The sequence below is a fragment of the Pseudomonas sp. SST3 genome, from assembly GCF_003325755.1.
In genome coordinates this window covers 23,916-37,361 of the sequence record NZ_QORI02000008.1, presented here as the reverse complement: position 1 = coordinate 37,361, position 13,446 = coordinate 23,916, and the positions used below count along the sequence as shown (strand labels likewise).

Below are 13,446 nucleotides of genomic sequence, written 5' to 3'. Positions count from 1 at the left end.
CGCGTTCATCCGCGCCGGGCGGCTGATCCGCTCAATCCTTGCTCGTGGGGCTCGTCATGCGCCTGATCCATGCCTACATCAATGGCATCACCCGGCTCAACGAATTCATCGGCCGCTGGGTGGCCTACCTGATTTTTCTGATCTTCGCGCTGCTGCTGCTCGAAGTGTTCATGCGCTATCTGTTTTCGAGCCCGACGTCCTGGACAAACGAGTTCGGACAGATGCTGTTCGGCGCTTACGTAGTGCTATCAGGTGGCTATGTGATGGCTCACCGCGACCACGTGAACGTGGATCTGCTGTATGCCTCGTTCGGCCCACGCACTCGCGCCTGGATCGATATTTTCACCTCGAGCATGTTCTTCCTGTTCATGGCCGCGCTGCTGTACTTCGGCAGTTCCATGGCCTGGGAGTCGATTCAAGGCATGGAAACGTCCTACTCGGCCTGGAATCCGCCAATCTGGCCGATCAAGGCGATGATTCCCCTCGGCACGCTCCTGCTGCTGTTGCAGGGCATCGCCAAGCTGCTGCAAGACATCCTCGTCGCCCTGGGCCATGAAAAAGCCAACGACGCCAAGCACGCGGAGGATGCGCAATGAGCATCGAAATCACCACGCTGCTGTTCTTCCTGACGCTGGTGTTCTTTCTGGTCCTCGGCTTGCCGCTGGCCTTCGTGCTGGGCGGCGTCTCGGTACTGTTCCTCTACTTCACCTGGGGCGTCGATGCCTTCTATATGGTGGCCTCGCAGATGTGGGGCACCATGGAAAGCTTCACCCTGGTAGCCATACCTCTATTCGTGTTCATGGCCATGCTGCTGGAACGAACGGGCGTGGCGCGCGACCTCTATCGCATGATGCACCTGTGGTGCGGCGGCATGCGCGGCGGGCTGGCGATCGGCACACTGGGTATCTGCGCGGTATTTGGTGCCATGGTCGGCATCAGCGGCGCCGCAGTAGTGGCGATGGGTACTATTGCGCTGCCGGCCATGCTCGAGCGCGGCTACGACAAGCGCATGGTGCTCGGTTGCATCAACACCGGCGGCGGTTGGGGCATTCTGATTCCGCCGAGCATCATGATGATCCTGTACGCGATGATCAGTGGGCAGTCGGTCGGCAAGATGTTCGCCGCAGGCGTTCTGCCGGGCCTGTTGCTGGTTACGCTGACGGTCACCTATGTGCTCGTGCGCTCCTACCTGCAGCCACACCTCGCGCCGGCATTGCCGAAGGAAGAACGCGGCACCTGGGCCGAAAAATTTCGGGCGGTCCGAGCCGTGCTGCTACCGATTGGCATCGTGGTGATGGTGCTCGGCTCGATCATTGGCGGGATGACGACACCCACCGAGGCCGCCGCCATGGGCGTATTCGGCGCGCTGATTTCCGCCGCCGTGTATCGCAAGCTGAACTGGCCGATTCTGCAGGAAGCGGCTATTCGCACCTTCAAGCTCACCGGCATGATCGCCTGGATCCTGTTCGCAGCCCACGCGTTCAGCTCCGCCTACCAGGGTATGGGCGCGCAGTCGCTGATCGAGGGGCTGATGATGGACCTGCCCGGCGGCCGCTGGGCAATCATCATCTTTATGATGTCCATCGTGTTCGTCATGGGCATGCTGCTCGACCCGGTCGGCATCATGCTGATCACGCTGCCGGTGTTCCTGCCGATCGTCGCCTCGCTCGGCTTCGATCCGATCTGGTTCGGCGTGCTGTTCGTGATCAACATGGAGATCGGCTACATGACGCCGCCCTTCGGGTTCAACCTGTTCTACCTCAAAGGTATCGTCCCGCCCGGCATCTCGATGAAAGACATCTACTGGTCAGTCATCCCCTTCGTGATCGTCAACATCATCGGCATGGGCATCATCATGGCCTTTCCCGAGATCGCGACCTACCTGCCGGACACCCTGTTCTGATTGCAGGCAGCATGAACGAAAAAGCCGGAGCAGATGCTCCGGCTTTTTCATACGCGCCTATCAAATGATATTGGCGTAATCCGCTTCGATCCGGTCCAGGCTCAGGTGATTGAGGAAGTTGGAGAAGCACATCCAGGCCGACAAGGCATTGAGGTCCTGGAATTGCTGCGGCAGGTATTTGGGCGGCACCACCATGCCTTCGTCGACCAGCTGGCGAAGGGTGCGCATGTCCTCCAGCGTAGTCTTGCCGCAGAACAGCAGCGGGATCTGTTCCAGCCGACCCTTGCGCACCGCGAGCTGGATATAGTTGTAAATCATGATGAAGCCCTTCAGGTAGGACAGGTCCTTGGTGAAAGGCAAACCACTTGGAATCGACCCGCGGAAGACCCGACTGGCGTTGCTGTAGCACTCGTCTTCGGCGTATCCCTGATCGCGGAAAAAACCGAATACATCGAGAAAGTCCGCGCCCTCCTCGGCCATGTGGATGGCACGGGTGCGTTGGTGAGTTTGCGTAGACGCGTCGGGTAAGAGGCGAAAGCGATGACTTCCATCAGGATCGCCAAGCCTTCCTGGGTCACCGTAGATGACGGCGGGCCCTTGGCGAGAAAGGTGCAGATGGGTTGGTTCTGTCCGTTGAGCGTGGTGCCGACATGCACCAGGCCCTCGTGAACCTCCAGCGCGCGCACATCGCGCTCGTTGAACATCGCATCGCTGCGAATCTTGATGTAGTCGGCGCCCGCGGCGGCATCGGCGAGGATGCCGTCGGACTCGAAGACGCGGATCACGCCTTCGCCTTCGCCGAACACCAAATCGAGCCGCGTCTGGAGCATGTTCACCGCTTGCGGCGCGCTGAGGGTCTTGGCTTCATCTTTCAAATCGCCACGGTCGGCGATGTTGTTCAGGTAATCGGAGAGCATCAAGCCGAGATCGGCCAGCGTCGGGTCACCGGCGTGGAAAGCATCCGATGCGGCGCCGTAAAGCTCTTGTGAGATCAGGCCGAAGTCGGCGGTGCCGCGTGCCTCGAGCATGCGGATCACCATCCGGTATTCCTTGCACATGCGCCGCATGATCTGCCCGACCGGGTTGAACTGCCCCAGCTGCCGGGTAATATCACGTTCGATGTTCTGGAACTCTTCTTTCTTCGCGCTGGAATCGAAGCCCAGCGGGCGGCCCTCGTAATAAGCGCGATCGACCTTGGGCAGCTCGCGACCGCCGGCGGCAAAAAAGCCCTGGCGGATATTGTCGTCCCACTTCACCGCGTCGAGCACCCGCACCGGGGTTTGCGCTTCGACGATGCGATCGGACAACGCACGAACCGTGCTCTGATACTCATCGAGATTGTTACGGGTATTCATCCGTACCTCGTCAGTGATGATCCGTAGCCTTCAAGTTATACATCAGTGGGCCATCGCCTTCCGTGTTCGGTTCACGAACAACTTGCGTCAGCCATACACACTGTCGGCAGGCGGGGCCCGATCTGAAGCCATCGAGCCGACAACGATGCGTACAGAGGCCATGCGGCAAGTACGCTGATACGGAGATTCTCTACTTGGCGCGGTGCATTTCCGGCGCGACCGCACATGCAAGCGGCGGGGACAGCCACCGCTCGGCACGGCGCCACCGAGCGGGTAGCCAGATGAGGTCAGACCTCGGGGCGCATATGCGGGAACAAGATTACGTCGCGGATCGACGGTGAATTAGTCAGCAGCATCACCAGACGATCGATGCCGATGCCCTCGCCTGCGGTCGGCGGCATGCCGTATTCCAGCGCGCGCACGAAGTCGGCATCGAAATGCATGGCTTCGTCGTCTCCGGCGTCCTTGTCGCGCACTTGCGCATGGAAGCGCTCGGCCTGGTCCTCGGCGTCGTTCAACTCGGAATACGCATTGGCGATTTCGCGGCCACCGATGAACAGCTCGAAACGGTCGGTGACACTCGGATCGTCGTTGCTACGACGCGCCAGCGGCGAAACTTCGAACGGGTAACGGGTAATAAAGGTCGGCTGCTCCAGCTTGTGCTCGACCAGCTCCTCGAAAATCATCACCTGCAGCTTGCCCAGCCCCTCGAAGCCGAGCACCTTGGCGCCGGCCTTCTTGGCGATGGCGCGGGCAGTGTCGACATCTTGCAGGTCGGCGGCGTTGATCTCCGGATTGAACTTGAGGATGGCGTCGAATACCGACAGCCGCGCGAAGGGCTCGCCGAAGTGGAACACCTTGTCGCCGTATGGCACGTCGGTGCTGCCGAGAACCAGCTGCGCCAGCTCGCGGAACAACTCCTCGGTCAGGTCCATGTTGTCTTCGTAATCGGCGTAGGCCTGGTAGAACTCGAGCATGGTGAATTCGGGGTTGTGCCGGGTCGAAACGCCTTCGTTACGGAAGTTGCGGTTGATCTCGAACACGCGCTCGAAACCACCGACCACCAGCCGCTTGAGGTAAAGCTCCGGCGCGATACGCAGGAACATCGGCAGGTCCAGGGCGTTGTGATGGGTCTCGAACGGCTTGGCCGCGGCACCGCCGGGGATGGTCTGCAGCATCGGCGTTTCGACTTCGAGAAAGTCGCGCTCGTTGAGAAACTTGCGGATGTGGCCGATCACCTGCGAACGCACGCGGAAGGTGTGGCGGGTTTCCTCGTTGACGATCAGATCGACGTAGCGCTGGCGGTAGCGCTGCTCGGTATCGGTCAGGCCGTGGTGCTTGTCCGGCAGCGGGCGCAGCGACTTGGTCAGCAGCCGCACGTCGGTCATTTCGACATAGAGGTCGCCCTTGCCCGAGCGCGCCAGGGTGCCCTCGGCGGCGATGATGTCGCCCAGGTCCCAGTGCTTGATGGCTTCCAGGGTCTCGGCCGGCAGTGTCTTGCGGTTGACGTAAACCTGGATGCGACCGCTCATGTCCTGCAGCACCATGAAGGCGCCGCGGTTGAGCATGATGCGACCGGCGACCTTCACCGGGATCGCCGCTTCGGCCAGCTCTTCCTTGGTCTTGTCCGCGTATTTCAGCTGCAGGTCGTTGCAGTAGCTGTCGCGGCGGAAGTCATTGGGGAAAACGTTGCCCTTGGCGCGCTCGGCGGCCAGTTTTTCCTTGCGCTGAAGGATCAGGCTGTTTTCTTCCTCTTGGATGGCATGCTGGTTCAGCGGTTGTTCGCTCATGGTCAATTATTCCGTCGCGTGGATCGTTTAGACCCATGGATTGGCTAGCTAATGTTCTGATGGCCGTGCAGGCTGAAACGACCTGTGGCGCGGGTTTCAACAGTAGGGTGAGCTTCAGCCCACCGAGGACCCGTGCCGTGTTCTGGTGGGCTGAAGCGGAACGCCGTCCGGCCCACCCTACGTCGTTCCGTGCTCGTGCCCGATGTGCCTTAAAGCCCCTGCTTTAGGCTGGCTTCGAGGTACTCGTCGATATCTCCATCCAGCACCTTGTCGCAGTCGCTGCGTTCCACGCTGGTGCGAAGATCCTTGATGCGGGACTGATCGAGTACGTAGGAGCGGATCTGGTGCCCCCAGCCGATATCCGACTTGGTGTCTTCCAGTGCCTGGGACGCCGCGTTGCGCTTCTGCATCTCCTGCTCGTACAACTTGGCCCGCAGCATTTTCATGGCGGTGTCCTTGTTGGCGTGCTGGGACCGTTCGTTCTGACAGCTGACCACGGTGTTGGTGGGCACGTGGGTGATTCGTACGGCCGAATCGGTGGTGTTGACGTGCTGACCGCCAGCGCCCGAGGAGCGGTAGGTGTCGATGCGCAGGTCGGCCGGATTGATCTCGATCTCGATGTTGTCATCGATTTCCGGCGAGACGAACACTGCAGTGAACGAGGTGTGGCGACGGTTGCCGGAGTCGAACGGACTCTTACGCACCAGGCGGTGCACACCAATTTCGGTGCGCAGCCAACCAAAGGCATATTCACCCTTGATGTGCAGCGTCGCACCCTTGATGCCGGCGACTTCGCCCTCGGACAGCTCCATGATGGTGGCGTCGAAGCCACGTTTATCAGCCCAGCGCAAGTACATGCGCAACAGCATGTTGGCCCAGTCCTGAGCCTCGGTGCCGCCGGAACCGGCCTGGATGTCGAGATAAGCGTTGTTGGGGTCCATCTCGCCACTGAACATGCGGCGGAATTCCAGCCCTTCGAGGATGCCGCGCAGACGGTCCAGCTCGGCAGCTACGTCGTCCACTGCGCTCTGGTCGTCTTCTTCAACAGCCATGTCGAGCAGGTCGCTGGAATCGGCCAGGCCTCCGTCGAGCTCGTCAATGGTTTCGACGATCTGCGCCAGGGTAGCGCGCTCGCGGCCCAGATTCTGGGCGTACTCAGGATTGTTCCAGACGTTGGGGTCTTCGAGTTCGCGGTTTACTTCGACGAGGCGATCATGCTTCTGATCGTAGTCAAAGATACCCCCGAATTGACAGGGTGCGCTCGGACAGATCCTTGATGCTGTTGAGGATCGGGTTGATTTCCATAGGTGGGCAGCTCTCAATCGGACGGTGCGAAAAGCCCGCGATTATAGCGCAGCAGGCTTCGCCTGACAGCCCGCGCGGGACCATCGGCAACCGCGACTTTAAAGATTGGCGACCCGCAAATGAAGGCTGCGCCGGGGTAACCACGCCCCGGCTCGAACATGAGCTTCAGGCGGATACGCCGCGGACCTGACTTTCCAGCTCGACCTTGAGCTGTGGATCTAGCTTGAGCTGACGAGCCAGCTCGTCCAGATACGCCCGTTCCATGTACTGCTCCTCGTCAACCATCAGCACGCTGGCGAGGTACATCTCCGAGGCCATCTCCGGCGTGGTCGCGGATGCAGCGACGTCGACCGGGTCCAGGGGCTTGTTCAGCTCCGCCTCGAGCCAGCGCTGCAGCTCACCGTCATCGGTCATCTGGCTGAGTTCGGCCTCGATCATCTTGCGCTCCTGATCGTCCACATGGCCGTCGGATTTGGCCGCCGCGACCAGCGCCTTGAGGATGCCGCGGCTGTGCTCTTCGACTTGATCAGGCGGCAGGCGATCTACCGTCTTTGGCTCCGCCGGGGCGGTATTTGGCTGCGTTACGCCGGCTCCGCCCTGCTGCCCCTGTTGTGCCTGCCAGTTACCGTAGGCTTTGTAGGCCAGCATGCCGAGCGCAGCCAGACCGCCATAGGTGATGGCCTTCCCGCCGAGGCGACGCCCGCTCCGGCTCCCCAGCAACATACCGAGCGCACCGGACGCCAATGCACCCTTTCCGATGCCTCCGCCACCGCCCCCCAGAATGGAACCGAGAGGGCCACCCGCGCCGGAGAGCACATCTCCGAGCGAACCCCCACTCTTCGAAGGCGTTGAGCGCGTCACGGAGCCTTGCTGCTTCTGCAACAGGTCCTGACCCGATTTGAGCAATTGGTCGAGCAAACCGCTGGTTTTCATGAGCGTACCTACCTGGATCTTATGAAGGGGTTAATCGAGCAAATCGGGTACTTGTCGGATCGACGTGTTTCGATGGGCGGCTCGAGCATATTGAGCCGGCCAGGGCACTGAGCTGTCCCGTAGATCCTCGGCAGCATGCAGCGGCCAGTATGGGTCGCGCAGCAGCTCGCGCGCCAGCAGGATCAGGTCCGCCTGCCCGGTGCGCAGGATATGCTCGGCCTGTACCGCCTCGGTGATCATGCCGACCGTACCGGTGGCGATACCGGCCTCGCGACGGACCTGCTCGGCAAACTGAGTCTGGTAGCCCGGGCCGACGGGTATTTCTGCGTTGACGGCCGTGCCGCCGGAAGACACGTCGATCAGATCGACGCCCAGTGGCTTCAACCGCCGCGCAAGTTCGACGGTTTCCTCTGCGTTCCAGCCGTCCTGCACCCAATCGGTCGCCGACAGGCGCACGAACAACGGCAGTTCATTCGGCCATACCGCCCGCACCGCCTGAGTGACTTCCAGGAGCAGCCGGATACGATTATCGAACGAGCCGCCGTAGGCGTCCTGGCGCTGATTGGATAACGGCGAAAGGAACTGGTGCAGCAGGTAGCCGTGCGCCGCGTGCACCTCGGCAACTTTGAATCCCGCCGCCAGCGAACGCTCGGCTGCGCGCACGAAGGCCTGGATGACCTCGGTGATACCGGCCTCATCCAGCGCCGTCGGAACCGCATGCTCCGGATCGAAGGCAATGGTGGACGGCCCCACCGGTGTCCAACCGCCGGCCGCAATCGGCACGCTGCCATGACGCCCCAGCCAGGGCTGCCAAGTACTCGCCTTGCGTCCGGCATGCGCCAGCTGGATACCGGCGACTGATCCTTGGGATTCGATGAAGCGCGTGATGCGTCGCAACGGTTCGACGTGCTCGTCGGACCAGATGCCTAGATCTTCGGGCGAAATGCGACCGTTGGCCGTCACCGCGGTGGCTTCGATGATGACCAGCCCCGCCCCGCCGACGGCACGGCTGCCCAGATGAACCAGATGCCAGTCGTTGGCCATCCCGGCCTTGGCCGAGTATTGGCACATGGGCGAAACAGCGATGCGGTTGGGCAGCGTCAGCTGACGCAAGGTAAGCGGCTGGAAAAGCTGTGTCATGGAAACCTCACTGCGATGGATGCGCATTGGACATCCTTCAGTACAGACTGTTTCGATGACTTTGCTCAGCGGCGGGAGTGCCTACTCCAATTCGGTGACTGTTTGTTGCGATGGCTCGCTGTGGTCGTTCCACCGAGGGCACTTGCTCCGCTTTGCTGCAAACTGTATGGGCCTCGCTTTATCTTGGCGAAGAGTTACAGCCCCATCCCGGCGCGGTCAGCACCCTGAGCGGCGCCAGGCACAACCTCGACACCTTGGACCCGTTGCTCCAATCCTCTCTTCCTAAAAGAGAAGGCTAATGTGAGGAGGCGAAAGCCCGCACACAAGCAACGGGCACTCACGAGCAGATTCGAGCGCTACGCCGCCTCCACCTGCACCGGCACGCCATTGAGCGCCGCATTGCCGGACAGCACGTCCAGCCGGCGCTCATCGGTCAGGTCATTAGCGCTGGCCCCGGGTTGGCTGCTGGCGATACCCATCTGCACACCGGGCCGTGCATGCCCCCAGCCGTGCGGCAGGCTAACCACGCCGGGCATCATTTCGTCACTGGCGGCCACTTCCACTTCGATCATGCCGACGCGAGAACGAACCCGCACGCGTTGGCCGTCAGCCAGACCGAGACGACTCAGGTCCACCGGGTTCATCAGCAACTGATGACGGGGCTTTCCCTTCACCAGGCGGTGATAGTTGTGCATCCAAGAGTTGTTGCTGCGCACATGACGACGCCCGATAAGCATCAGCTGGCCTTCCTGCGGCAGCGTTGTAGCCGCGAAACGCGCCAAGTCGCCGAGAAACAGCTCAGGTGCCGCCTGAATCTTTTGACTGGCGGTTTTCAGACGGCCGGTAAGGTTCGGCTGCAGTGGCCCTAGGTCCAGGCCGTGCGGAAAGTCACGCAGTTTGGCGAGGCTCAGGTCAGACGCGCTGCCATTCCCATGAGGACCTGCGCGCAGCCCCATGTCGATCATCTGCTCGGGCGCCATGGTCGGCTTCAGCTCAGCTCCGATACGCGCCGCGAAGGCCTTGGCCAGTCCGATGAAGATTTCCCAGTCGTGCAGCGCACCCGTTGGTTTGCCGAGCACGGCTTCGTTGAATCGGGTGACGTTGCGCACTGCAAACACGTTGAAGGTAGTGTCGTAGTGATTGTGCTCGAGCGGTGCCGTCGGCGGCAGGATCAGATCGGCGTAACGGGTGGTTTCGTTGATATAGAAATCCACGCTGACCATGAACTCCAGCCCGTCCAGCGCCTGCTCCAACTGGCGGCCGTTGGGTGTGGACAGCACGGGGTTTCCAGCAACGGTAACCAGCGCACGCACCTGTCCTTCCCCTTCGGTGAGCATTTCCTCGGCCAGCGCCGAGACCGGTAGTTCACCGCCATATTCTGGTAGTCCCGACACCCGGCTCTGCCAGCGGTTGAAATGTCCGCCGGATGTATTCGCTACCAGATCAACGGCCGGTTCGGTGCAGAGCGCACCGCCCACCCGATCCAGATTGCCGGTGACCAGATTGATCGACTGCACCAGCCACTGACAAAGCGTGCCAAAGGCTTGCGTAGACACCCCCATGCGCCCGTAGCAGACCGCTTTGTCAGCCGCTGCAAAGTCGCGCGCCAGCTGCCGGATCTGCTCGGCCGGCACACCGCAACGCACGCTCATGGCCTCTGCGGTGAAAGGCGCAGCCGCCGCGCGCAGTTCATCCAGCCCTTCAACCGGTAGATGACCGGAACGGGTCAAGCCTTCAGCGAACAGCGTATTCAACAAGCCGAACAGCAGCGCCGCATCCTCACCCGGACGTACGAATAGGTGCTGATCAGCAATGGCCGCCGTTTCGCTACGGCGCGGGTCCACCACTACCAGCTTACCGCCGCGCGCCCTCAAGGCTTTCAGGCGCTTTTCCACGTCCGGCACGGTCATGATGCTGCCATTGGACGCCAGCGGGTTGCCGCCGAGTATCAACATGAAATCGGTGTGATCAATGTCTGGAATCGGGATCAGCAGACCGTGGCCGTACATCATCAGGCTGGTCAGATGATGCGGAAGCTGATCCACCGAGGTGGCGGAAAAGCGGTTGCGCGTCTTGAGCTGGCCAAGGAAGTAGTTGCTGTGGGTCATCAACCCGTAGTTGTGCACGCTGGGGTTGCCCTGATAGACCGCCACCGCATTATTGCCATAGTGCTCACGAATGTCGGCCAGGCGCTCGGCTACCAGCGCGAAGGCCTCGTCCCATTCGATTGCCTGCCATTCGCTGCCGACCCGGCGCATGGGATGCCGCAGGCGATCCGGATCGTTCTGGATATCCTGCAGCGCGACAGCCTTGGGGCAGATGTGGCCGCGACTGAAGCTGTCCTGCGGATCGCCCTTGATCGAAACGATCTGCTCATCGCGAGTTTCGATGGTCAGGCCGCAGATGGCCTCGCACAGATGGCACGCACGGTGGTGCAGGGTCGATTCGCTCATTGCAGGCTCCGAAGATTGTTCTTGTAATGGGAACACTCTAGGCCGGAGCCGGGCGGTAGCCAATGAAAGACGTTGCGGCAAATAGGGACCGATTCAGATAACCGATCTTGCAACTGGCAGTGCCGAGTTCGGATACGCCGCCGCTCCTGTAGGAGCGAGCTTGCTCGCGAAAAGGATGTCCAGCTAGCGCCGGCTAGAGCCCGCGCCACCTTGGCTGCGACGTTACCGGTCGTGAACCTGTGGTCAGCGCGCCGCGATATGCGCAACCAGCAGCTGCACGCTTTCTCGACCGCGGAATTCGTTGACGTCCAGTTTGTAGGCCAAGTCGGCCCAACGCACAGTGGGGTTGGGCCAGAGGTCGCGGTCGATGTTGAACGCGATACCATCGAGGGTCAGCGAACCGCATTCGCTCTTGAGCACCATTTTCAGATGCTTCTCGCCGACCAGCCGCTGTTGCATCAGCTGGAATACGCCGTGAAACACCGGCTCGGGGAAGTGCTGCCCCCAGGGCCCGGCATTGCGCAGCGCCTTGGCCAGCTCCAAATGGAATTCCTCGATGCTCAACTGGCCATCGGTCAGCAGACGTCCGGTCAGGTCGTCCTCGCAGAGCTGCCGGCGAACCTCGGCATCGAAGGCGGCCGCGAAAGCGCCAAAGTTCTCTTGAGGCAGCGACAACCCCGCCGCCATCGCATGACCGCCGAACTTGCTGATCAATCCCGGATGGCGTGCTGCGACCGCATCCAGCGCATCACGAATATGGAAGCCCGGCACCGAGCGCGCCGAGCCCTTGAGCACTCCTTCGCCGGCGTCAGCGAAGGCGATGGTCGGACGGTGATAACGCTCTTTCAGCCGCGAAGCGAGAATGCCGATGACGCCCTGATGCCAGTCCGGCTCGAACAGGCAGAGTCCGAACGGCATGTCGTCCAACGGCAGGTCTTTCAGTTGAGCCAGCGCCTCACGCTGCATGCCCTGCTCAATGCCTTTGCGGTCCTGATTGAGTTGATCCAGCTGCACCGCCATGTCGCGCGCCAGCGCTTCGTCCTCGCAGAGCAGGCACTCGATGCCCAGTGCCATATCATCCAGGCGCCCCGCCGCGTTTAGCCGCGGGCCAAGAATGAAGCCGAGATCGGTCGAAGTGATCCGCCGATGATCACGTCCGGCGACCTCTAGGATCGCGCGCAGTCCCGGTCGCGCACGACCGGCCCGAATCCGTGCCAAGCCCTGATGCACCAGGATGCGGTTGTTGGCATCCAACGGCACTACGTCAGCGACGCTGCCCAGCGCGACCAGATCCAGCAGTTCGCCCAGGTTCGGCTCCGACCAGCCGCTTCGGGCGAACCAGCCCGACTCGCGTAACCGGGCCCGTAGCGCCAGCAGCACGTAGAAAATGACACCAACGCCAGCGATGCACTTGCTGGGGAAGGCGCACTCGGGCTGGTTGGGATTGACAATGGCGTCTGCCACCGGCAATTCGTGCCCGGGCAGATGGTGATCGGTTACGAGCACCTTGAGCCCGGCCGCCTTGGCCGCCGCCACGCCATCGACGCTGGAGATACCATTGTCGACCGTCACCAGCAGATCGGGCTGACGCTCCAGGGCGACGGCGACGATCTCAGGCGTCAACCCGTAGCCGTACTCGAAGCGGTTGGGCACCAGATAATCCACATGCGTAGCGCCCAACTGACGCAGGCCCAGGACGCCAACGGTACTGGCGGTGGCGCCGTCGGCATCGAAATCGCCGACGAAGAGGATGCGCTGACGCTTTTCCAGCGCCTCGACCAATAACGTCACCGCCGAATCGATTCCCTTAAGCTGGCCGTAGGGGATCAAGCGCGCCAATCCCTTGTCCAGCTCCGCCGCCGATTGCACGCCGCGCGCCGCGTAGAGGCGCGTCAGCAGTGGCGGCAAGTCGCCCAGGTCGGGCAGCACTTGAGGTAGCGGGCGGGGTTCTATGCGCATCTGATGGTTATCCGGTTTGTAGCATGAGGCAGTTCAGAGCGAAGTTGCAGCGCGCGCAGCCTGATCGTACAGCCCCGACATGGCGCGCAGCATCCCGGCGAGGCGGTGAATCTCCTCGGGGTCGATATTGAGATTTTCGAAGGAGGCGATCAGGCATTCGCGACGGATGTCAGCGTATTCCTGGCACAGCTCGCGGCCCTTGTCGGTGGTCCGGTAGTACATCTCTTTGCCCTGCTTCTCGCCCGCCACCAGCCCAAGCTTGCCGAGCTTCTTCAGCGCGTAGGTCACGGTGTGAGTGTCTTCGATATTCAGCAGGAGGCAGATGTCCGCCTGACGTTTGGCACGGCCACGGCTAGTCAGGTTATGCAGGACCATGACATCCAGCGCATTCATTTCCACTGCGCCGGAAGCCTTCATGCATCGCTCCATCCAGCGCATCAGCGCGGCGCTGGCGACGATGATGCCGTATTCCAGTTCTGAAAGTTCCTGCGACTGCTCGGCGAGATGCGCCGACGCCACGATGGACGATCGCAACGGACGAGGGGATTTGGCGTCAACCATCTTGCGGACCATTGGAAATGAGGGGCGACAGTGGGCTGCCACCCTGG

General features: G+C 61.6%; 9 protein-coding genes and 1 pseudogene. 2 read left to right on the top strand and 8 right to left on the bottom strand.

The features are described from left to right. Positions 1-56 precede the first annotated feature (56 nt). Complete coding sequence (locus DQ405_RS09950; RefSeq protein ID WP_168424076.1) at positions 57-596, top strand: TRAP transporter small permease subunit; 540 nt, start codon at positions 57-59, stop codon at positions 594-596. After that, complete coding sequence (locus tag DQ405_RS09945) at positions 593-1,903, top strand: TRAP transporter large permease (RefSeq protein ID WP_168424075.1); 1,311 nt, start codon at positions 593-595, stop codon at positions 1,901-1,903. The genes DQ405_RS09950 and DQ405_RS09945 overlap by 4 nt, the downstream gene beginning before the upstream one ends. Positions 1,904-1,963: 60 nt before the next feature. On the opposite strand, the pseudogene DQ405_RS09940 reads toward DQ405_RS09945, so the two are convergent. The 8 genes and pseudogenes from DQ405_RS09940 to DQ405_RS09905 form a co-directional block, all read right to left on the bottom strand. Continuing rightward, positions 1,964-3,258, bottom strand: a pseudogene (locus tag DQ405_RS09940) (flavohemoglobin expression-modulating QEGLA motif protein). A 287-nt stretch (positions 3,259-3,545) separates the two neighbouring features. Continuing rightward, positions 3,546-5,048 carry a lysine--tRNA ligase gene (gene lysS, locus DQ405_RS09935; protein WP_168424074.1) on the bottom strand — a complete coding sequence of 501 codons (1,503 nt, stop codon included), beginning with the start codon at positions 5,046-5,048 and terminating at the stop codon, positions 3,546-3,548. Positions 5,049-5,257: 209 nt separating this feature from the next. Then, positions 5,258-6,353 (bottom strand): peptide chain release factor 2 gene (prfB, locus tag DQ405_RS09930; protein ID WP_168424073.1). Its coding sequence is split into 2 segments (ribosomal slippage): positions 5,258-6,280 and positions 6,282-6,353, totalling 1,095 coding nucleotides; the frame shifts between segments, so codons are not numbered across the junction. Between the two features lie 165 nt (positions 6,354-6,518). Further along, on the bottom strand, positions 6,519-7,286 hold the full coding sequence (locus DQ405_RS09925; protein ID WP_168424072.1) for a tellurite resistance TerB family protein: 768 nt from the start codon (positions 7,284-7,286) through the stop codon (positions 6,519-6,521). A gap of 30 nt (positions 7,287-7,316) precedes the next feature. Beyond that, positions 7,317-8,426 carry an NADH:flavin oxidoreductase/NADH oxidase gene (locus DQ405_RS09920; protein WP_168424071.1) on the bottom strand — a complete coding sequence of 370 codons (1,110 nt, stop codon included), beginning with the start codon at positions 8,424-8,426 and terminating at the stop codon, positions 7,317-7,319. Between the two features lie 356 nt (positions 8,427-8,782). Beyond that, positions 8,783-10,879 carry a molybdopterin oxidoreductase family protein gene (locus DQ405_RS09915; protein ID WP_168424070.1) on the bottom strand — a complete coding sequence of 699 codons (2,097 nt, stop codon included), beginning with the start codon at positions 10,877-10,879 and terminating at the stop codon, positions 8,783-8,785. A gap of 243 nt (positions 10,880-11,122) precedes the next feature. Further along, positions 11,123-12,838 carry a single-stranded-DNA-specific exonuclease RecJ gene (recJ, locus tag DQ405_RS09910; RefSeq protein WP_168424069.1) on the bottom strand — a complete coding sequence of 572 codons (1,716 nt, stop codon included), beginning with the start codon at positions 12,836-12,838 and terminating at the stop codon, positions 11,123-11,125. A gap of 33 nt (positions 12,839-12,871) precedes the next feature. Then, the gene (locus DQ405_RS09905) at positions 12,872-13,399 is read right to left on the bottom strand and encodes a winged helix DNA-binding protein (RefSeq protein ID WP_168424226.1); all 528 of its coding nucleotides are present in this window, start codon (positions 13,397-13,399) and stop codon (positions 12,872-12,874) included. Positions 13,400-13,446 lie beyond the last annotated feature (47 nt).

Bases quoted from the DNA above. Each gene is read 5' to 3' on its own strand.
- recJ (WP_168424069.1), bottom strand. From the start codon at position 12,838: ATGCGCATAGAACCCCGCCCGCTACCTCAAGTGCTGCCCGACCTGGGC.
- DQ405_RS09945 (WP_168424075.1), top strand. From the start codon at position 593: ATGAGCATCGAAATCACCACGCTGCTGTTCTTCCTGACGCTGGTGTTC.
- lysS (WP_168424074.1), bottom strand. From the start codon at position 5,048: ATGAGCGAACAACCGCTGAACCAGCATGCCATCCAAGAGGAAGAAAAC.
- DQ405_RS09950 (WP_168424076.1), top strand. From the start codon at position 57: ATGCGCCTGATCCATGCCTACATCAATGGCATCACCCGGCTCAACGAA.
- DQ405_RS09915 (WP_168424070.1), bottom strand. From the start codon at position 10,879: ATGAGCGAATCGACCCTGCACCACCGTGCGTGCCATCTGTGCGAGGCC.
- DQ405_RS09905 (WP_168424226.1), bottom strand. From the start codon at position 13,399: ATGGTTGACGCCAAATCCCCTCGTCCGTTGCGATCGTCCATCGTGGCG.
- DQ405_RS09925 (WP_168424072.1), bottom strand. From the start codon at position 7,286: ATGAAAACCAGCGGTTTGCTCGACCAATTGCTCAAATCGGGTCAGGAC.
- DQ405_RS09920 (WP_168424071.1), bottom strand. From the start codon at position 8,426: ATGACACAGCTTTTCCAGCCGCTTACCTTGCGTCAGCTGACGCTGCCC.